At 40.0% G+C, this 19550-nt stretch carries 18 protein-coding genes; 15 read left to right on the top strand and 3 right to left on the bottom strand.

Features of this window, described 5'->3' with window-relative positions:
* Positions 1 to 94: 94 nt before the first annotated feature.
* The 3 genes from rlmD (at position 95) to AB4027_RS09225 (ending at position 4001) form a co-directional block, all read left to right on the top strand.
* The gene (gene rlmD, locus AB4027_RS09235) at positions 95 to 1477 is read left to right on the top strand and encodes a 23S rRNA (uracil(1939)-C(5))-methyltransferase RlmD (protein WP_368645112.1); all 1383 of its coding nucleotides are present in this window, start codon (positions 95 to 97) and stop codon (positions 1475 to 1477) included.
* A gap of 367 nt (positions 1478 to 1844) precedes the next feature.
* Positions 1845 to 2705, top strand: a complete 861-nt coding sequence (locus AB4027_RS09230) for a DegV family protein (protein ID WP_368645111.1) — start codon at positions 1845 to 1847, stop codon at positions 2703 to 2705.
* A gap of 153 nt (positions 2706 to 2858) precedes the next feature.
* The gene (locus AB4027_RS09225) at positions 2859 to 4001 is read left to right on the top strand and encodes a sorbosone dehydrogenase family protein (protein WP_368645110.1); all 1143 of its coding nucleotides are present in this window, start codon (positions 2859 to 2861) and stop codon (positions 3999 to 4001) included.
* A gap of 171 nt (positions 4002 to 4172) precedes the next feature.
* On the opposite strand, the gene AB4027_RS09220 is transcribed toward AB4027_RS09225, so the two are convergent.
* A complete protein-coding gene (locus AB4027_RS09220) occupies positions 4173 to 5219 on the bottom strand; it encodes a YeiH family protein (protein WP_368645109.1) in 1047 nt (348 codons plus the stop codon).
* 108 nt (positions 5220 to 5327) lie between these two features.
* Here AB4027_RS09220 and AB4027_RS09215 point away from each other — a divergent pair, with 108 nt between their 5' ends.
* The 8 genes from AB4027_RS09215 to AB4027_RS09180 all read left to right on the top strand — a co-directional run bounded on the left by AB4027_RS09215 (position 5328) and on the right by AB4027_RS09180 (position 11298).
* A complete protein-coding gene (locus AB4027_RS09215; protein WP_368645108.1) occupies positions 5328 to 6185 on the top strand; it encodes a LysR family transcriptional regulator in 858 nt (285 codons plus the stop codon).
* 218 nt (positions 6186 to 6403) lie between these two features.
* Positions 6404 to 7018, top strand: a complete 615-nt coding sequence (locus AB4027_RS09210) for a hypothetical protein (protein WP_368645107.1) — start codon at positions 6404 to 6406, stop codon at positions 7016 to 7018.
* Positions 7019 to 7306: 288 nt separating this feature from the next.
* On the top strand, positions 7307 to 7873 hold the full coding sequence (locus AB4027_RS09205; RefSeq protein WP_368646423.1) for an isoprenylcysteine carboxylmethyltransferase family protein: 567 nt from the start codon (positions 7307 to 7309) through the stop codon (positions 7871 to 7873).
* A gap of 162 nt (positions 7874 to 8035) precedes the next feature.
* Positions 8036 to 8866: an exodeoxyribonuclease III gene (locus AB4027_RS09200; RefSeq protein WP_368645106.1), complete on the top strand. Its 831-nt coding sequence runs from the start codon at positions 8036 to 8038 to the stop codon at positions 8864 to 8866.
* Between the two features lie 296 nt (positions 8867 to 9162).
* Positions 9163 to 9453 carry a hypothetical protein gene (locus AB4027_RS09195; RefSeq protein WP_368645105.1) on the top strand — a complete coding sequence of 97 codons (291 nt, stop codon included), beginning with the start codon at positions 9163 to 9165 and terminating at the stop codon, positions 9451 to 9453.
* Positions 9450 to 9644 (top strand): helix-turn-helix transcriptional regulator, encoded by a 195-nt coding sequence (locus AB4027_RS09190; RefSeq protein ID WP_091488447.1) that lies wholly within the window; start codon positions 9450 to 9452, stop codon positions 9642 to 9644. The genes AB4027_RS09195 and AB4027_RS09190 overlap by 4 nt, the downstream gene beginning before the upstream one ends.
* A 107-nt stretch (positions 9645 to 9751) precedes the next feature.
* Positions 9752 to 10435, top strand: coding sequence for a CPBP family intramembrane glutamic endopeptidase (locus tag AB4027_RS09185; protein WP_368645104.1), 684 nt, complete (start codon positions 9752 to 9754; stop codon positions 10433 to 10435).
* A 188-nt stretch (positions 10436 to 10623) separates the two neighbouring features.
* Complete coding sequence (locus AB4027_RS09180) at positions 10624 to 11298, top strand: TIGR00266 family protein (RefSeq protein WP_368645103.1); 675 nt, start codon at positions 10624 to 10626, stop codon at positions 11296 to 11298.
* Between the two features lie 136 nt (positions 11299 to 11434).
* Here the strand turns inward: AB4027_RS09180 and AB4027_RS09175 are convergent, their stop codons facing one another.
* A complete protein-coding gene (locus AB4027_RS09175) occupies positions 11435 to 11875 on the bottom strand; it encodes a phosphatase PAP2 family protein (RefSeq protein ID WP_091488453.1) in 441 nt (146 codons plus the stop codon).
* Positions 11876 to 12082: 207 nt separating this feature from the next.
* Between AB4027_RS09175 and AB4027_RS09170 the strand changes: the two genes are divergently transcribed.
* The gene (locus tag AB4027_RS09170; protein ID WP_368645102.1) at positions 12083 to 12514 is read left to right on the top strand and encodes a YkvA family protein; all 432 of its coding nucleotides are present in this window, start codon (positions 12083 to 12085) and stop codon (positions 12512 to 12514) included.
* Positions 12515 to 12717: 203 nt separating this feature from the next.
* The gene (locus AB4027_RS09165; RefSeq protein ID WP_368645101.1) at positions 12718 to 16176 is read left to right on the top strand and encodes a hypothetical protein; all 3459 of its coding nucleotides are present in this window, start codon (positions 12718 to 12720) and stop codon (positions 16174 to 16176) included.
* Positions 16177 to 16562: 386 nt separating this feature from the next.
* Here the strand turns inward: AB4027_RS09165 and AB4027_RS09160 are convergent, their stop codons facing one another.
* Positions 16563 to 17777 (bottom strand): HD-GYP domain-containing protein, encoded by a 1215-nt coding sequence (locus AB4027_RS09160; RefSeq protein ID WP_368645100.1) that lies wholly within the window; start codon positions 17775 to 17777, stop codon positions 16563 to 16565.
* Between the two features lie 163 nt (positions 17778 to 17940).
* Here AB4027_RS09160 and AB4027_RS09155 point away from each other — a divergent pair, with 163 nt between their 5' ends.
* Both AB4027_RS09155 and AB4027_RS09150 read left to right on the top strand, forming a co-directional pair.
* Entirely contained in the window at positions 17941 to 18549 is a 609-nt protein-coding gene (locus AB4027_RS09155; protein ID WP_368645099.1) for a hypothetical protein, read from the top strand.
* The gene (locus AB4027_RS09150; RefSeq protein WP_091488461.1) at positions 18549 to 19307 is read left to right on the top strand and encodes a ThiF family adenylyltransferase; all 759 of its coding nucleotides are present in this window, start codon (positions 18549 to 18551) and stop codon (positions 19305 to 19307) included. The genes AB4027_RS09155 and AB4027_RS09150 overlap by 1 nt, the downstream gene beginning before the upstream one ends.
* Positions 19308 to 19550 lie beyond the last annotated feature (243 nt).

Here is a 19550-nt window from a genome sequence, read left to right as displayed (position 1 = left end):
CACAGCCTGAAAACTGTGCGCTTTCGTCTTTTACAGGAAACCTGTATACTTTAATTGAGACGTCATCGCAAACAAGCGAAAAAAGGAGAATACCATGAGTAACAGCACAAAGAAATTCAAAGCACCAGTAGAAAAAAACGAGACCTATCAGGGAGAAATCGTTGACCTGACACATGAGGGACTAGGTGTCGCTAAAATCGACCACTACCCATTGTTCATTGAAGGTGCCCTGATCGGAGAAACCATTGAATTCAAAGTCATCAAAATCGGCAAATCATTTGGTGTGGGTAAACTGACGAAAATTATCGACCAGAGTCCAGACCGTGTGGAAGTCAAGGACAAGGCTTACGCACAAACAGGTACGATGCCTTTGCAGCACCTGTCGTACACTGGCCAGCTGAAATTCAAAAAAAGCCAAGTGGAGAACGTCATGCAGAAGATCGCTAAACTGCCTGATGTCCCCGTCTATGATGTCATCGGCATGGAGAATCCTTTCGGCTACCGCAACAAAGCCCAGATTCCTGTCAGAAAGATCAAAGGCAAGCTGGAGACGGGTGTTTACAGAAAGAACAGCCATGACCTGATTCCGATGGAAGACTTTAAGATCCAGGATCCTGAGATCGACAAAGCCATCGTGACGGTCCGTGACATCATGCGCACGTATAACGTTAAACCGTACAATGAAAAAGATAATACCGGAAATCTGCGTCATATCCTTGTCCGTCGCGGATATCATACAGGTGAAATGATGGTCGTCCTGGTCACGCGTACACCGAAACTGTTCCCTGTGAGCAAGATCGTTCCGGATATTCTTGAAGAACTGCCGAATGTTGTGAGTATCGTTCAGAACGTGAATCCTAAGAAAACGAACGTCATTTTAGGGCAGGAAGTCATCGTCTTGCACGGCGAAGACAAATATCACGATAAACTGCTGGATCATACATTCGAAATCTCTCATCGTTCATTCTTCCAGGTCAATACGGCCCAGGCAGAAGTGCTTTACAGCAAAGTCATCGAGTTTGCTGAACTCACGGGAGAAGAAACCGTCATCGATGCCTACAGCGGTATCGGCACGATCACCCTGGCCCTGGCTGAAAAAGCCAAGGAAGTCTATGGTATCGAAGTGATCGAACCGGCGGTCGAAGATGCCAAGCGCAATGCAGCACTCAACGGTATCGAGAATGTCACCTATCAAGTGGGTGCGGCAGAAGACGTGATGCTTGAGTGGAGCAGGAAAGGGCGTTCTGCCGATCTGCTAGTCGTCGATCCGCCAAGAAAAGGTCTCGATGAACAGTTTATCGATGCCGTATTAGAAATGCAGCCCAAGAAAATGATCTACGTCAGCTGCAACCCGGCAACACTAGCTCGTGACCTGGCCCTGCTCGTTGAAGGTGGCTATACCGCTCAGAAAGTACAGCCTGTCGACATGTTCCCTCAGACGAGTCATATTGAAAGTGTCACACTGTTAACGAGGTAGTCAACATCACAATTATTAAATAAAGTGTTAAAACCAGAATAGTTCATTCTATTCTGGTTTTTTTCTTCTATCTGCTTATATTAAAAAGGGGCAGTCATGAATGAACAAGAAGATTTAGCTGAATTTAGTGATCAGTTAATAATAAAAACGCATAATTTTCTAAGGGGCTAATGTATAATAACTACGTCAAGATTGGTATAATTGACTCAAGTGTTAATTATAGATATCTTTTTCACCTTTTCTTTTAATTAGGTGAGGATAGAACGAATTGGCCATTAGATTAAAAAGCAGAATTTGCAGGTTTAGAAAAAGAAAAGACTAAGTTCAGTAGAAGTACGAGCAACTATAAAAATAATGGAGGTAAATTATGAATAAATATATCATTACAACTGAAAGTGGTTCAGACCTATCTAAAGAATTGATCGATCGCTACAATATAAAAGTCATTCCGATGCATGTCACTATGGGGGATGAGACGTATCCTGATGGCAGCTTTGATGTTCAGGAAGCATTTGATTATTATGAAAAAACAGGCAATCTTCCTAAAACTTCGGGGACGTCACCACAGGATAATGCCGAAGCCTTCAAGGAGATTTTCGCAGAATATCCAGATGCTTATATCATCCACATCGGCTATTCGGCAGTGACCACGGTGTCTTTCAATGCCGCAAAAATTGCAGCTCAAGATTTTGACAATGTCTACCTTGTTGACTCCAAGCATGTATCTATCGGAGCAGCAGCTGTAGTTAAAGCAACGGCGCAGTTCATTGAAGATCATCCTGATACTGGACCTGAGGCAATCGTTTCTTTTGTTGAAGATATCAGAGAGCGCACTCAAATGGTATTCATACCTAAGACACTTCAGTATCTAAAAGCAGGTGGCCGTGTCTCAAGTCTGGCTTTTTACAGTGCAAACTTGCTGAAGATCCAGCCGTCGATCAAGTTAGAAAATGGCTACCTGGTCCCTGGAGAGAAATACCGTGGATCCTTTGATAGCTGCTTGAAAAAGATGATCACTAATTTTTTCAAAAAACATAACATTGACCCAGACACCGTTCTAATGGTCGGTGCTCCGGGTGCTCTAGACAGTCAGAAAGAGATGGTTTTCGATCTGCTTAAAGAAAAGGGTATTAAAAATGCAATGTGGTTAAAGGCAGGCGCTGTGATTTCCAGCCATGGCGGTCCCGGAGCTATTGGTATTACAGGGATCGAAAAGTCAGCGGATTAAAGAATGGATAGAACTACCTCTTTTAAATGGTAATTGCTATGAAAATCATTCACTAACAGATTTATTGTCAGAACCCTTCTAAGCAAAAAAGTTATTTGGATTTGTATTGATGGTTTGAACTCAAATAAACGGCTAAGGGAAAGGTGAGACGAAATGAAAAGATTAGTTATGTTGTGTCTGCTTTTAGTGATTCCAGTCTCTGGTTGTGCTGACACGGATGAAGAACCGTCCACATCTGATCCGGATACCACTTCGGATGAACAGGAAAATGGTGGACAGAATGATGGGCAGGACAATCTGGGAAATAATGACGAGGCAGAACAGGAAGAAATAGTCGAAGAACCAGAGATCGTTGCAGAAAATCTCGAGATCCCCTGGACGATTGAAAAAGAGGAAGAAACCTTCTTCCTGACAGAGAGGACCGGCACGATCACGCGAATAGAAAATGGAGAAGCTGTCAGACAGGAAGTGGAACTGGAACAGGAACTTTCCTTAGTCCCAGAGGCGGGGTTATTGGGATTCGTCCTGGATCCTGAATTCCAGGATAACAATACGGCTTATGCCTACTACACATATGAAGACAGTAGCGGACCTTTGAACCGGGTCGTTACCTTAGAGTTGAACGAAGATGTGTGGACAGAGGAGAGCGTTCTGCTTGATGAGATCCCAAGTGGAAGGGTCCATCATGGTGGGCGGTTGAAGATCGGCCCTGATGGTATGCTCTATTCAACGACAGGTGATGCCTCTGTACCAGAATTGGCACAGGATCTGGATTCGCTGGCGGGTAAAATTTTGCGGATGGAACCTGATGGATCGATCCCGGGTGACAATCCCTTTAGGGACTCCTATGTTTACAGTTATGGTCACCGAAATCCTCAAGGGCTGACGTGGTCATCTGACGGGACACTATATGCAAGCGAGCACGGCAATGATGCAAATGATGAAATCAACCGGATAGAAGCGGGTGGAAATTACGGCTGGCCAATCATTGAAGGAAATGAGGAAGAAGAGGGAATGATGACACCGATCTTTACTTCTGGAGAGGATGAGACCTGGGCCCCTTCTGGAATGGATTACTATGAAGGGAAACTTTATGTCGCAGGGTTAAGGGGATCTGCTGTGTATGCATTTGATCTTGAAACAGAAGAACAGCGAGAAGTGATTTCAGGTTATGGTCGCATTCGTGATGTTGAGATAGAAGATGAGCTGCTTTATTTCATCAGTAACAATACAGATGGTCGCGGAGATCCGGAAGAAAATGACGATCAGCTGTACCGGCGCTCTGTCCCAGAATAAATGAAAGTATAAGAGGCTATAAAGAAAAATCTCAATAAGGGTTAAAGGCTATTAAAATAGTGAGTGATAACAAAGATCCTGCTGGCACGTTTATAAAAAAATATGCCAGCAGGATCTTTATTTTAATGTGACAGACGAACTGTAGACTCCAAAATTCAATAGATTTTACCGCTAAACGATTCCCATAAAATATTCCACAGTAATGGCAACGATAACGACTAGGGCCGATATTATAAAACCGTGTAACATGGGTGCGAATCCTGATTTTTTCATTTCATTTATGTTTGTTTTCAGTCCAATCGAAGCTAATGCTGCAATCATTAAAAATCGACTTGCGTCTTTTGCTATATCTGTAACCACAGAAGGAATGAACCCTAAACTGTTTATGACAGCAAGTGTAATAAATCCTAATATGAACCATGGAAAAGTGGAAGAGATAGTCCTTTTTTTTCTGAGGTCACTTTCAACTCTTGATAAAGCTATTTCTTTTTGTTTTAACCTGGCATTGATCACTCCGAAAATAGCAACAACTGGGATAATAGAAAGTGTACGAGTCAGTTTTACCATAGTAGCAAAATCTCCGGCGGCTTCACTGTATGCATACCCCGCAGCGACAACGCTTGATGTGTCATTGACTGCTGTGCCTGCCCAAAGGCCGTAAGCCATGTCAGAAAGGCCAAGCCAATTTCCCATCACGGGAAAAAGAAGGATCATTAATATATCGAATAAGAAAGTGGCAGACATGGCATATGCGATATCTGTGTCGTCTGCTTCAATAACTGGTGCAACTGCAGCAATAGCAGAGCCCCCACAAATCCCGGTCCCTGCAGAAATCAGGTTGGATAACTTCCAGTTCAGTCCTAATAATCTTCCAATGACATAGCCACCACCAAAGCAGGTTATAAGCGTAAAGATCATGACGATGAGGGAGAGTTTACCTACAGTCAAAATCGTACCGATACTAAGGGAGGATCCTAATAATACAATAGCGACTTTTAATATCTTTTTAGATGTAAAGGTCAATCCCGGTGTAAAGGTGTCACTCGTTGGATAATAACTATTAATGATCAGTCCGATGAAAAGGGCAATCACGGATGCTCCAATTAAATGAATGGGCAGATGGCTTTCGATCAGTTTTGCTGCCGCAGCTATGATCAGGGCGATGATCATGCCAGGACCTAGTATCCTCGCTTCTTTTAATATAGTGTTTTTTATCATAATATCCTCCTTTGATACTCTAGAGTTGATTCTATCATTAGTAGTTGATAAACTATAATAATCAAATATTATCTATTGATAAATTTAGCTTATCATCGGAGGGGTTTCATGTTAGATTACAGGATTTATACGTTTTTAACGTTATGCGATACGATGAATTATCACAGAACAGCGGAGTTGCTACATATGACTCAACCCGCAGTGACCCAGCATATTCATTTCTTAGAAAATAAATATAAAACCAGACTATTTATTTACGATGGGAAAAGATTAGAGAAAACAGAAGAAGCAGAGAAACTAGAAGCGTATGCACGTTCAGCCCAGTATAATGAAAATGTTTTGAAAAATGAGATGTTTAGTGAACATTCTATGGCATTACGTATTGGGGCTACAAAAACTATTGGAGAGTATGTCATCCCTGAACAAATCAGTAAACTAGTGGAAAATGAGATGGTTACCTTATCTCTGATAGTAGACAATACAGAGCATCTTTTGCTTTTACTTGAGCAGAATAAATTAGATTTTGCCATTATAGAAGGCTTTTTCAGCAAAGAAAAATATGACTATAAACTGTACAAAAAGGAATCTTTTGTAGGCATCTGTAGTAAAAATCATCCGTTTGCAGACAAGGATGTATCCCTTGCAGACGTGCTAAAAGAAACCTTAATAGTTAGAGAAGAAGGCTCAGGAACTAGAGAGATTTTTGAACAGATCCTTAATCAGAAAAATCATACAGTCAACAGTTTTAAAAAGACAATATGTATAAGTAGTTTTAAATTGATCCAGGAACTTATCGCTGCTAAAAATGCTATCACGTTTGCCTATGAATCGATAGCACGTAGTAATGAGAACCTCACTTGTTTTACAATTGAACATTCTGATATTGTGAGAGAATTTAACTACGTATATTTAAAAAATGCAAATGCTACTAAATACATCTCTGTATTTGAAGGTGAAATTAGTTAAAGACACAGTGAAGATCTGGTATTAATAATAAGTAGTGGTTTGGAGAATAATATATAAACGACTTGCAATATGCATTAAGACTAATTTTTAGAATTATTTTGAATAGGGAGTGATCCCTTTTTCATAATAGGTGGTTTCTATATGAGGCTGAAGTTATATCAGGATCTATAGAAGTAGCGATTGCATTCAAACAAAAAATATAAATGGGGTAGAGCATAGTGAATAGACTTAATGTCGATCAGGAATACATTGAATACCGAGACAAAATCGGGGATAGAAAAGACCTGTATGATTTGGTTGCAAGAAAGTATGATGTCAAACGTGTCCTTTACCCGGGCAGTCATATTGATATTGCACCTTCTTTAGTTATGCCTCACGCGATTTACGTGGATAATTTCAAAGGTGCCATTAAATTCTTTAGAAAAATAGAGCTGATCCAAGAATATATCAATCAAAATAAAGAGTATGACGGTCCGTGTGACATAGTGTTTTTAGGTCAGGACTATACAGAAGACTTGGATATCGAACCAGTCGATCTGATCATCTCTCAATATGCAGGCTTTGTGGGTCAAGCAACGAAGAAATATCTAAAGACGGGCGGTATTCTATTGTGCAACGATAGTCATGGTGATGCTACTTTAGCAAGGTATGATGATGATTTTGAATTCAATGGGGTCATAGGAAAGAATAATAAAATTATCAGTACCCATCTGGATAGCTATTTTGTTTTACCAGGAAATCAAACCGTTGATTTAGCAAAAGTCAACGAACAGATGAAAGGACCCAAGTACAAGATTTCTGCTAACAATTATATCTTCCGCAAAATTAGTTAGTCGATTGCAAACTTCCATATGCAATCTTGATCAAAGCAAGTACTGGCTATATATCACACTCAATACAACCAGATACCAAGGAATAAGATAAAAAAGGCAAAGAGTTTACAGAAATGGTTTACCTTCTATTAAATTGTCAATCTATAGAATTTATACAGAGCTTTAAATTTACGGTTCGTTCGCTGGCTGCTTGGAGGGACTAGATCCTATTCTGAGCGTTTGAAACAACTGCAAATAGTCGGAGTATATTCAGTGTTTTCATTATTGTATTTAGAAGGGAAGGGAATTATGGTTGGACGTTTACTTATTTTCATGAGTATCGGATTATGGGGTGTGTTGGAGCTTTATGTATTCTTCATATTAAACAGAAAAACATATAAAGAAAATAAAGAAAAAAAAAGTAAGCTCATAATTTTGTTTTGCATACTCATTGGTATATTCGGACCATTAGTAGTTGATCCTTCAGTGATTGAAGCTTTACTCCTTCCTTTTAGAGGATGGAAATATTTCAGTATTCCACTGATTTTAGCTGGTATCATCATAAGGTTCAGCGCGATCAGACAGCTAGGGACTGCATTTTCAGTTAATATAGGTGTGCTCAAAGAATCAAAACTTAAACGGGATGGCCTCTATAGTCTTGTGAGACATCCTTCTTATCTGGGAGAAATCATCATTTTTCTGGGGGTATCCGTTGCATTCTTTCATCCGGTCGGGTCATTTTTTGCTTTTGTATTCCCTACAGCCGCGTTTATATACCGTATTCAAATGGAAGAAAAAGTCCTGATCGCTTCCTTTGGTGAGGAATACAGACAATATCAGAAACGGACGAAAAAGGTCATTCCGTTCACTTACTAGTCGCTGTTGCGGGAGCAATAGCCACTCATTTTCTATTGATAGCTGGATAAAGTCTTTCACTTATTCTGATTTAAAATCGTTCAAAATAATCGTTCTCCTCCTTGTTAAATGTTATTATGGATAGAGTAGTTGTAGAAAAAAGTTATAAAGGAGCAAATTATAGTGAGATTGATTTCATGGAATATCGATTCATTAAATGCAACACTGACAAGTGATTCTAAACGAGCTGTGATGTCTAGAGCAGTAATGGACAAGCTGGTAGAGCAGGATCCAGATGTGATCGCGATTCAGGAAACAAAACTGCCTCGAACCGGGCCGACCAAGAAGCATGGAAGCATACTGAATGATTTATTTCCTGAGTATGATTATGTATGGCGCGTATCTGAAGAACCTGCAAGAAAAAGTTATGCAGGTACGATGTTTTTATATAAAAAGAGTTTTAATCCGATCGTGACCTATCCTAAAATCGACGCTCCGGACACAATGGATGTCGAAGGACGTATGATCACACTTGAATTTGACGATTATTTCATCACGCAAGTCTATACACCTAATGCCGGTTCAGGCTTAGTCCGTCTTGAAGAACGTCAGCAGTGGGATGAAAAGTATGCTGAATACTTAGCCAGTCTGGATGCGAAAAAGCCCGTTCTTGCTACAGGAGACTTCAATGTCGCCCATAAAGAAATCGACATTGCTCATCCGGATAGAAATCGTCGTTCAGCTGGATTTACTGATGAAGAGCGTGCAGGATTTACGAAGTTATTAAGCAAAGGCTTCACGGATACTTTCCGACATGTCCACGGTGATGTTACTGGGCAGTATTCATGGTGGAATCAGCGTGCCAAAACCAGCAAAGTCAATAACTCCGGCTGGCGGATCGACTACTGGCTGGTGAGTGACAGACTGGCTGATAAGGTGAATAATTCAGAGATGCTGGATTCAGGTGAACGACAAGACCACACACCTTTGATGCTGGATATAGATTTAGATTAGAGTCATCAATTTATCAGTAAGCTCCACTCTTATAAGCAGAAGCTTTGGGGTGGGGCTGTTTTGTTTAAAAGACTGGACTCTTAGGACGCATCCATCCGACGAATTAGTGAATGCCATATACTAATATTGAATCCATTATTTGGAACGTATAATTTCTATTGGTAGTTGATCTATTACTGCTTGTGAGAGATACTATGTAGCGTATCACTTTTTAAATGTAAAACTCTTTTGACATATCAACCTGTAGTTGGTATTGTTTATATGTAAAAAGTATTTGACAAAAAGGAGTATACACTATGCGGAAAAAAGACGAAATGGAACAAAAGGTAGCAAACAAAGCGATCAAAATAACGTGGTCTGTCACTGTGTTAGCTATGTTCATAATAGGTGGTTTTCAAAGAATTATGAACAATGGAGATGGCAGTATCTTAATGTCAGTTGCTACTCTTTCAACGACGCTTCTGATCTTACTTGAACAATATTACTTATCAAAACTGAATGAAGATAAAAAATTCAAAAAAATGATGTATACTGTTTTAATAGTTTCAGTGATTTTAATTATATTACTAGGGTTTTTAAGTCAATGAAAAATCAAATAAAGGAACGTCGTAAAGCCAAAGGTATTTCTCAACAAGAATTGGCTAATTATTGTAAAGTTACAAGACAAACCATTAATGCAATTGAAAATGAAAAATACGATCCCTCCTTGCAACTTGCTTTTGACCTAGCGAGAAACTTGAATACAACAGTTGATACGCTATTTATGCCAGAACAATAAAAAGCACAACTTTCAGATTCTTATATAGGAAATGCTGAATTTATATCTACAGTGAAGTGAGTATAGTATTAAAAGTAATAGGTCTCTTATACAAGGAGTTTCATAATATGAAATTAAACAGAAAAAGCATTTTCCTGATTCTTTCTATCACACTATCTGCTTTAGGTATGAGTCTCATAGACGGCTTTATTCAACTGCCGTATCTGTACAAATCCATTTTTAAAATTACACTGTTCTCAGTTGTTCCAATGGGCTACTTCGTCAGGTACAAAGATGAATATAGTCATTTAAAAAAATTGTTCATTCCTAAAAAATCAGACTTAAAAATTGCCTTATTACTCGGGGTCAGCGTTTACGCTGTGATCTTTCTTGCCTATGTCCTTTTAAAAGACCATATAGAATTAGCATCGATTCGTGACGCATTAACTGGGGATGTTGGTGTGACTGCCCATAACTTTATATATGTCGCCATTTATATCTCTCTGATCAACTCTTTGCTGGAGGAGTTTTTCTTTCGGGGGTTCGCTTTTCTGATTCTGAAGGAAAATACCGGGCGACTCTTCGCCTATGTATTCAGTGCTCTGCTGTTTGCCTTGTATCATGTCGGGATGACAAGTGGATGGTTTCACTGGAGTATTTATTTGTTAGCCATGACAGGCTTGTTTGCCGGGGGCTGTATCTTTAATTATTTGAATGAGAAGACTGGAACGATTTATCCGTCGTGGCTTGTACATATGTTTGCCAATTTTGCCATAAACACAGTAGGATTTATCTTGTTTGGTTTTATTTGATTCAGAAAATTCAAATGCTCCATATGCGTATCACGCACAGAGCTATCCGCATTTTTAGAGATTGTAATTAAGTGACTGCAGGAATATAATGGATTTAAAATATATACGAGTATAACCTTTTGTTATCCTCTATATAACAAAATAAAAATGCGGCAATAAACTATACCAACTCAAAGGAGATCAGAAAAATGAAGTTTGAAATACAGGGAGAATATCCAGTCCTTCGATGTATGATGAATCGGGGCGAAACAATCATCACCAGTTCAGGGAATATGTCCTGGATGACAGAAGGGTTTGAGCTCGAAACATCCAGCCGCGGGGGGCTGCTTAAAGGGTTCTCAAGAGCCTTTTCTGGAGAAAGTATGTTTCAGAATAAGTATAGCGCGATAAAAGACAATCAGGAAATCGCATTTGCCTCTTCATTGCCGGGGAAAATCGTCCATATTGATATGAACGGACGTGAGATCATGACTCAACGAAGTGCTTATTTGGCTTCTACAGAAGGTGTAGATTTTGAAGTTGCTTTGACTAAGAAGTTTTCAACTGGACTTCTAGGTGGAGAAGGCTTTGTGCTGCAGAGATTTTCCGGTAGAGGCGATTTATTTTTAGAAGCTGATGGCTCTCTGGTAGAGTACGAATTAGGTCCCGGTGAAGCTCTTATGGTTGACCAGGGCCATGTATTCATGTTTGATGAAAGTATCACGTATTCCATTGAAACAGTTAAAGGCTTGAAAAATATGATGTTCGGTGGGGAAGGAGCCTTCTTAGTTAAACTGCTTGGACCTGGAAAAGTCACCCTGCAGACGATGCCGATCAGCAACCTTGCAGCGAAAATCGTTCCTTATGTTCCCACAAAGGGCTAGGTTTCGAACAAGCTAAGATCATGTAAATATCTAAGGTAGATAAGAAAGAGTGAAATGACAAAAGCGAAGATCCAGGTCAACTTATGACCAGAGGACCTTCGCTTTTTTGTTGAGAGGCGTAACACCTTCTAAATTCTTAAAGATAAAACCCTACTATCCCGGAAATGATCCCGATAATCGCTCCGGCGATAACATCACGCGGGTAATGAACGCCTCCGATCACACGTAAGACAGCTAAGATACTGCCTGCCAACAATAGAAAAATGCCCAGAGGTTTTGAAATGAAATAAAGTGTCGTGGCAATGACAAAAATAGAAAAGACATGTCGGCTGGGAAAAGACTTTCCTTTAGTGTCTTTTTTGATAATAGGCTTATTACCGGACACTTCATAAGGACGAGGTGCATCGATATAATACCGGAAAATACTGACTAATACATAAGAAATGGCAGGAGTCAGCGTAACCCTCCAGAACCTTGGATCTCGATTATAAACCAATAGTAAAAGAACAACAGGATAGATGGCATAAACAAGATAGGTGATAAAATTATTTAAGCGATTGATTACTTTTGCATTCATGTAAGTTAACGTCCTTGCATTTTGATTTACCCTTATATTACCATATTGACTGCATTATTTTCTTTTTAATTTATGATCCATACATTCATTTCAATTAGGATTTAATGCGCTATGTGATACACTTAATTACAAGAGAAGTGATAGACTGAATATGAAGAAAGATGCACATGTATTAAAAATTAACTTCATTAGAAAAGAGGATATAGTATGAAGAATGACGATCCAAAAGAAAAAATCGGAGAATTAAAAAAGGAAGGTAAAGTAAAAGGTCTTTTAAGCAGGAATAAGGAGAAAGCTAAAAAACTTTTAAAGGATAAAGAAAAGACAGAAGAGATGCTGGATGATCTTGAAAAAAAATTGTCCAAAATACCCAGAGTCGGTAAGTATTTAAAAGATATCCCAGTGTTCATTTCTCTAGTCAGAGCCTATATCAGTAAAGAATATACAAAGATTCCTTTAAGGTCAGTCATTGCCATAGTCAGTGCTTTGATCTATGTCCTTAACGGCTTTGATTTTATCCCTGATTTCATCCCCGGTGTAGGCTTGATAGATGATGCGGCCGTAACTGCTTTTGCCTATAAGATGGTCCATAAAGATGTCGAAAAGTATAGAAAGTGGAAATCAGGTAAAAAAATATAAATAACTGAGAAAACATCCTTGAAGACAGTGCGTTTTCTTCAAGGATGTCTTTATATCTAGTCAAATATGAAACTACTGATTACAATGCCGATCAACACAAACTTAAGCGCTTAACAAAAAACGGTTACATCCATTGCTTTAAGAGCATAAGCACTATATAATCAGAGTAAGCAAGGTAAATAATCGAAAGAAAGGAATATTTGATGAAGCATACAAGTAATATATTTTATGGCCAAGCGGCTTTAGACATTAAAGAAAAAGATGTGTCACTTGAAACGGTGACTCTGGATAATGAAACCTATTTTAAAATGAGTAATTATGATGAAATGACCCCGTTTTTTATGACAGTTGTCAGTGATTCGGACCACTGGATGTTCGTCTCCAGTACGGGTGGCCTGACCTGCGGCAGAAAGAATGCAGAATCGGCGCTATTTCCTTATGAGACAGATGACAAGATCCACGACAGTATCGAAACGGCCGGACCGAACACCCAGCTGATCCTAAAAAAAGACGGCAAGAAATTTTTATGGAAGCCTTTTACCCGTCATATGAGCAGCGTTTACACGATAACACGCAACCTTTATAAAAACACGACCGGAAATAAAATACGATTCGAGGAAATAAACCACGATTTGAATGTGAGTTATGCCTATACATTGAAAAACAGTGAACGCTTTGGCTTTGTCAAAGAATCTGTTTTAGAGAATCTTTCTGATGAATCAGTGGAAGTGAAACTTTTAGACGGCATACGGAATATCCTGCCATATGGTGTCAATACACTTCTGCAGACCACGAAAAGCACCCTTGTGGATGGCTATAAGCGCAGTGAATTGATCGAGAGAGCGGGCTTGGGAATATATACGCTCAGTTCTATCTTAACGGATAAAGCTGAACCAAGTGAATCACTGAAGGCGACAACTGTATGGTCCAGCGGTCTAGAAGATCCTCAATACCTCTTGTCAGAACAGCAGCTCGATGCTTTTGCTATGGACGCTGACCTTCAGACTGAAGAAGATGTCAAAGGCAGAAGAGGTTCCTATTATGTTGTGGATACCCTGACTCTGGGAGGGGCAGATGCCAAGCGGTGGATGATCGTTTCGGAACTGAATCAGAATGCGGCCGATGTAGAGAAACTGAATGTTTTACTCGAAAAAAGTGAAGCGCTTAACACGGAAGTTGAAAAAGATGTCGCTCAAGGGGACGTTAACCTTGAAAAGCTTGTATTTGAAGCCGATGGGTTTCAGAAAACATCTAATGAGAAAGCGAGCTATCGCCATTTTTCAAATACTTTATATAACATCATGCGTGGCGGGATATACGCAGACGGCTACACTGTAGATAGAGAAGATTTCAAAGAGTTCATAGAAACATGGAATACCAATGTTTTTGATCAGCGTGCGGACTTTCTGGAGGATTTACCGGAAACGATACATTACAACGAACTGTTAAACCGAGTGTCCGATATCGATGATAAGGATCTTGAACGTCTGACGATGGAGTACTTGCCGCTGACGTTCAGCCGCAGACACGGAGACCCGAGCCGTCCATGGAACCAGTTCAATATCGAATTGACAAAAGAGGACGGAAGTAAAGCACTTAAGTTTGAGGGGAACTGGCGGGACATCTTCCAGAACTGGGAAGCCTTGAGCATGTCATTCCCAGCCTATACCGAGAGTATTATAGCTAAATTTGTCAATGCTTCAACACCAGATGGGTATAACCCGTACCGTATCACTAAAGAAGGCATCGACTGGGAAACGCTCGATCCAGACGATCCCTGGTCAAACATCGGTTACTGGGGCGATCACCAGATCATCTACCTATTGAAACTGCTTGAAATGTCTAAAGACTATCATCCTGAAAAACTGCTGGCTCTCCTGCATAAAGATATCTTTGTGTACGCGAATGTCCCATATCGTATCAAAGGGTTTGACGCGCTCGTTTCAGATCCGAGAAACAGCATCGACTATGACGATGACAGTGAGGCATTGATTGCAGAGAGAGTGAAAGACCTGGGCTCCGATGGTAAGTTTGTCTTTAAGGGGGATGGCTTGTATAAAGTCAACTTAATGGAGAAACTGCTTGTCTCCCTGCTCTCAAAATTTTCCAATTATGTACCTGAAGGCGGGATTTGGATGAACACCCAGCGTCCTGAATGGAATGATGCCAACAATGCTCTAGTGGGTAACGGTCTATCAATGGTGACCTTGTATTATATGCATCGTTTCCAGAAATACATGAGCCAGCTTGTTGAGGACATGGACAGCGACACAGTAAGCATTTCAGCTGAAGTGCTGCAGATGTTCGAAGACACACTTGCTGTACTGAAGGAGAAACAGTCCCTCCTGGGCGAAGACATCAGTGATACGGAGCGTTATGAAATCGTAGAGGCACTGGGCAGAATAGGAGAAGCGTATAGACAGTCTGTCTACACAGATGGCTTCAGCGGAGAGAAAAAAGATCTTTCAATAAGTATGCTTAAAGAATTTACAGAAGTCACTCTGGATCATTTAAATGACTCCATCAAGAAGAACAAACGCACGGACGGTCTCTATCATTCTTATAATCTTATACGATTTGAAGAAAACAGCTGCAGTGTATCCCATCTTTATGAAATGCTGGAGGGACAAGTGTCTGTGTTGAGCTCAAAAGCACTGGATGGGGAAGAAGCCTTGTCTGTTCTTAAAGCATTGAAAAAGAGTGCGATTTACCGTGAGGACCAAAACAGTTATATGCTCTATCCAAACCGCGAACTGCCAAGATTCCTTGAAAAAAATGTGATCCCAGAAGAAAAAGTCATGTCTTCCGCTATATTGAAAGCTGAGCTGGAGAATGACCGGTCACGCTTTATTGAAAAAGATGTCAAAGGTAACTATCACTTCAACGGCAATTTCAGGAATGGGGAAGAGATCGAAGAAGCCTTAAAAGCTACAGGAGAATACCCGGATGAAGAAATCAGACGAGTGAAGGAGATCTTCTCCGATCTGTTCAACCATCATGCATTCACCGGACGATCAGGAACCTTTTATAAGTACGAAGGTCTTGGATCTATTTACTGGCATATGGTCTCAAAATTAGCGTTAGCGGTTCAGGAAAACTTTTTTGATACCTACAGTCGTCACGGAATGAATAAAACTGCTGAGGGCCTTATAAGCTCTTATGAGGATATCAAAGCAGGGATAGGTGTCGACAAGTCACCGGAACAGTATGGTGCGTTTCCGACAGAAGCCTACTCGCATACTCCAAGCTTTGCGGGTGTACAGCAGCCTGGAATGACAGGGCAGGTCAAGGAAGATATCATCTCAAGGTTCGGTGAATTAGGCGTGACGGTGGAGGAAGGCCTGATCAAGTTCAGCCCAGTGCTGCTTCAGAAATCCGAATTTCTGAATGAAAAGATCAGCTGGAACCTGCCGCAGAACAATGCATCTGAGAAAGAAAGCATCCAGTTGGACGAGCAATCGCTGGGATTCACGATGTGTGCCGTTCCGGTCACGTATGAACTGAAAGGCAAGAAAGAGATCCTCGTTTCTTATAGAGATGGAACAGAAGAAGTGTATGATGACACCGATGTATTGAGTGAAGAAACAAGTCAAAGCTTGTTCAATCGCGAGGGTAGAATCGCTAGGATTCGTGTGTCACTTGACGGCAGTACATTGCAGTAAAATAGGAACATTCATTTATACCGTTGTAAAACTATTTCTCTAATGATTGAAAAAGTTAAACGTCCAGAGATGGAAGAAGCAGTGAAAGGATATTTAAATCCCCCAAACAGAGACAAAATCGGTTGTCTCCATTTGGGGGATTTATAATATCATAATAAGAGTTTTTATTCATATTGTATTAATAAAAAAAAGTTTATACAATTTCTGCAGATAAATATTGATATATATTTATCTGTGATATATAATTGTGAAAATAAGAGCATTGATGGAACAAGCTATTATTTTATTGTTTTTTTATTTTTTATTTTTTAATGTTTTCTCAAGGTGGAACAACATTTTATAAAATAAAGTGGTATGATTATACACAGTAGTATGACTACATAGAATTATAGAAAATCAGTGATTTTCTCAAATTCATCTATCGGGTCGTGACAGTCAAAGTATATTTTTAAAAAGTCAGGCCTTGCAGCTTCAATGGCTTGTGCCAGGTTTGGATCAAATTGGGTTCCTACCCCTTGGTCCAGTCGCCTGAATGCTTCTTCCAGAGGCAGTTCCTTGCGGTAAGCTCTTGTGGACGTCATGGCATCAAAAGCATCTGCCACAGCCAGTATGCGTGCCTCTAAAGGAATGGAATGGCCTTTTGAACCAGTTGGATAGCCTTTACCGTCCCATCTCTCATGGTGATAGAGGACACCGTTTTTCAAGCCATTCAGGCCTTCGACTTTTTCGACCATTTGAGCTCCAAGAGATGTATGAGTTTTAATGATTTCATATTCTTTATCAGTCAGTGATGTCGGCTTGGTCAAAATATGTTCGGGCATATTGATTTTTCCGATATCATGTAGTAGACCGCTCAGTCTTAAAAGTTTGAGCTTTTGTTCATGCTGATATTCGGGCAGCTGTTTGGCTAAGGCGACAGCATATTGGCTTACTCGTTCGCTGTGACCAAATGTGTAAAGGTCCTTCGCTTCCATCGCAACAATGAAACTCTGAACGACTTGCTCAAGTGTCATTTCCATCGATTGGATGACTGTATTGACTTGCTTATTGTAGAGCATGTTCAGCTTGGACAGGAGCAGGTAACTGAATGTCGCAACGATGATATAAAGAAGAATACGATTTGAAATGTCTATCGTATCCGCTATATAAGATGCATTGCCCGGAAAGCCTATTCGTACAAAAACCATACTGATTAGACCCATTGCTGAGTAGAAAATGGATAAGAACCCCTTGCCGTAAAGACTGGTAATAATAGGTATCAGCAGGAAGTAGCTCCATGCTTCAGAATAACCTGAACCAAAATATAAGCTTATGATCACGAAGACAACAGACAATAAAACGATATGTGTATTCAGTTTGGTCGAGGCTCGGGTGAAGCGGAAGATTAGGAAAATGGTTGATAAAACAGCGAAAATCATCATCAGTATGCTAAGGTCAGCCCGTGAAAATGGGAGATTGAACCACCTGAATATCAAATTCCAGCTGATACTCAGTATGATGTAGATCGAAGATATTTTAATTATCTGATTATTCAGATTTTTATCATAATCCTCAATTAATTCATGCATCAATTGTTCCTTTTCGTTTAAGGGTTTATTCATTTTGGTCGATCATCCTAATGTCATGTATTTTAAAAAAGTGACTATCCTATAAGATTTTATCACCTTTTTGTATAAATAACCATGAAACTATGTATTTATATTTGGTAACGCTTTAAAATGTGGCAGTTTTTTACTAAAAATAATGTTTAAGGAGCGTGTTATAATGGAAAGTGAAAAAGAATATCATTTTGGAAGAGTTGAGGGAATAAAAAGTGTTGAGGCAGTGGCACTTCACCATCAGCGCTATCAGGAAGTCGGTTTTTTAAAAAAAGATGATGAGGACCCCTACATAGATCATTCGACATATTTTGTCGTGGAAACGGCTAAGTCAAAAGAAGTCGTTGGGGTGACACGACTTATTTTCATGTCACTGGATGACCTGCCTACAATGAAACATTTCAATATTTTTGAAATCGAAAAGCTGAAACTGGCAGGGCTTGAAGAAAATAAATATGCTGAAATCAGTGCATTCACCAAAATGCCCAAACACGATGTCGGTTTAGGTCTGATCCGCACTGTATTAAATTATTCCTTGAGTAATGGATTGACTCATTGGGTCTGCTGTATTGATGAAAGAGTGTATCGCTACATGCATCGGATTTTTAAATTTCCTTTTGAAGTCATCGGTGAACCGAACGTTTACCTTGGGTCAAAAACGATCCCTTGTGTACTGAATCTTTCAGAATGCCTCACGACTTTGAAGGATAAACGCCGGACATTATATGACTATCTCGTGGAAAGTGAAGAAAAAGTAATGGAGGGGATCAAGTAATGGTCAAAGAACAATTTATACGTAATTTAGGTATCATGTCAGAAGAAGAAGTGCAGAGACTGCATGGTACAACGATCGCCATTGCAGGCTGTGGCTGTATTGGAGGTTTTTCAGCAGAACTGCTCGCACGAATGGGCATAGGGAAACTGATTCTGGCTGATCCTGATACCTTCGATGTCTCAAACATTAATCGCCAGTGTGCTGCGACTCATTTAACTGTCGGGCAGAAGAAAGCGGAAGCGTTAAAAAATCACTTACTGACGATCAATCCTGAGATGGAGATCGTGTGTTATAACGATGGAGTCACTGAGAAAAACGTGGCCCCATTTTTAGAAGGCGCTGATTACGTCATTGATGCCATCGATTATTTTGCTTTTCCTGAATCTGTTGCCCTCCATCGTGCCGCCAGACAGAGAGACTTATTCATCACCACGGCGGTTGCTTTAGGTTTCGGGACATCAGTTCTGACTTTTGATCCTAAGGGTCTGACGCTGGAAGAGTATACACAGATACCCGAAGACATTACGATCGATGAACTGCAGGGCAAGACATTCCCGCCATCAGCATATAGCCAAAAACTTCCTGATTATGCGACAGAAGAGAATATTTCCGGCTGGATCGAAAACCGTTCGATCCCTACGATCAGTGTCGGTCAGGCGCTCGGCCCGGGTGTCCTTGTGTCCAAGCTGGTTCTGCATCTCTTAAACAGACAAACGCCGAAGATCGTACCAGATTATTTCCAGCTCCAGTTTGAGTGATCAAACCTGATCAATTATTAAGTAATATTTTTGACTGAAAAGCAGCTGTCTTTTTTCCACAAAAGACAGCTGCTTTTTTTTGTAAATATGGATAGGAGGAGCCAGTATTTGATGTTGTAGAAATTTACAGTCATCTGTTTCAAGTACTTTAGCCGAGTAATAAAACGTGTTTTCAACAATAAGTGGAAAAGTATCGATATCATCCGAGACACACGTGGATATATGATCGACTAATGGCTCTTG

The organism is Alkalibacterium putridalgicola (assembly GCF_040959045.1).
In the GTDB taxonomy this organism is placed as follows: Bacteria; Bacillota; Bacilli; order Lactobacillales; family Carnobacteriaceae_A; genus Alkalibacterium; species Alkalibacterium putridalgicola.
This window is presented reverse-complemented; position numbering and strand designations above follow the sequence as displayed.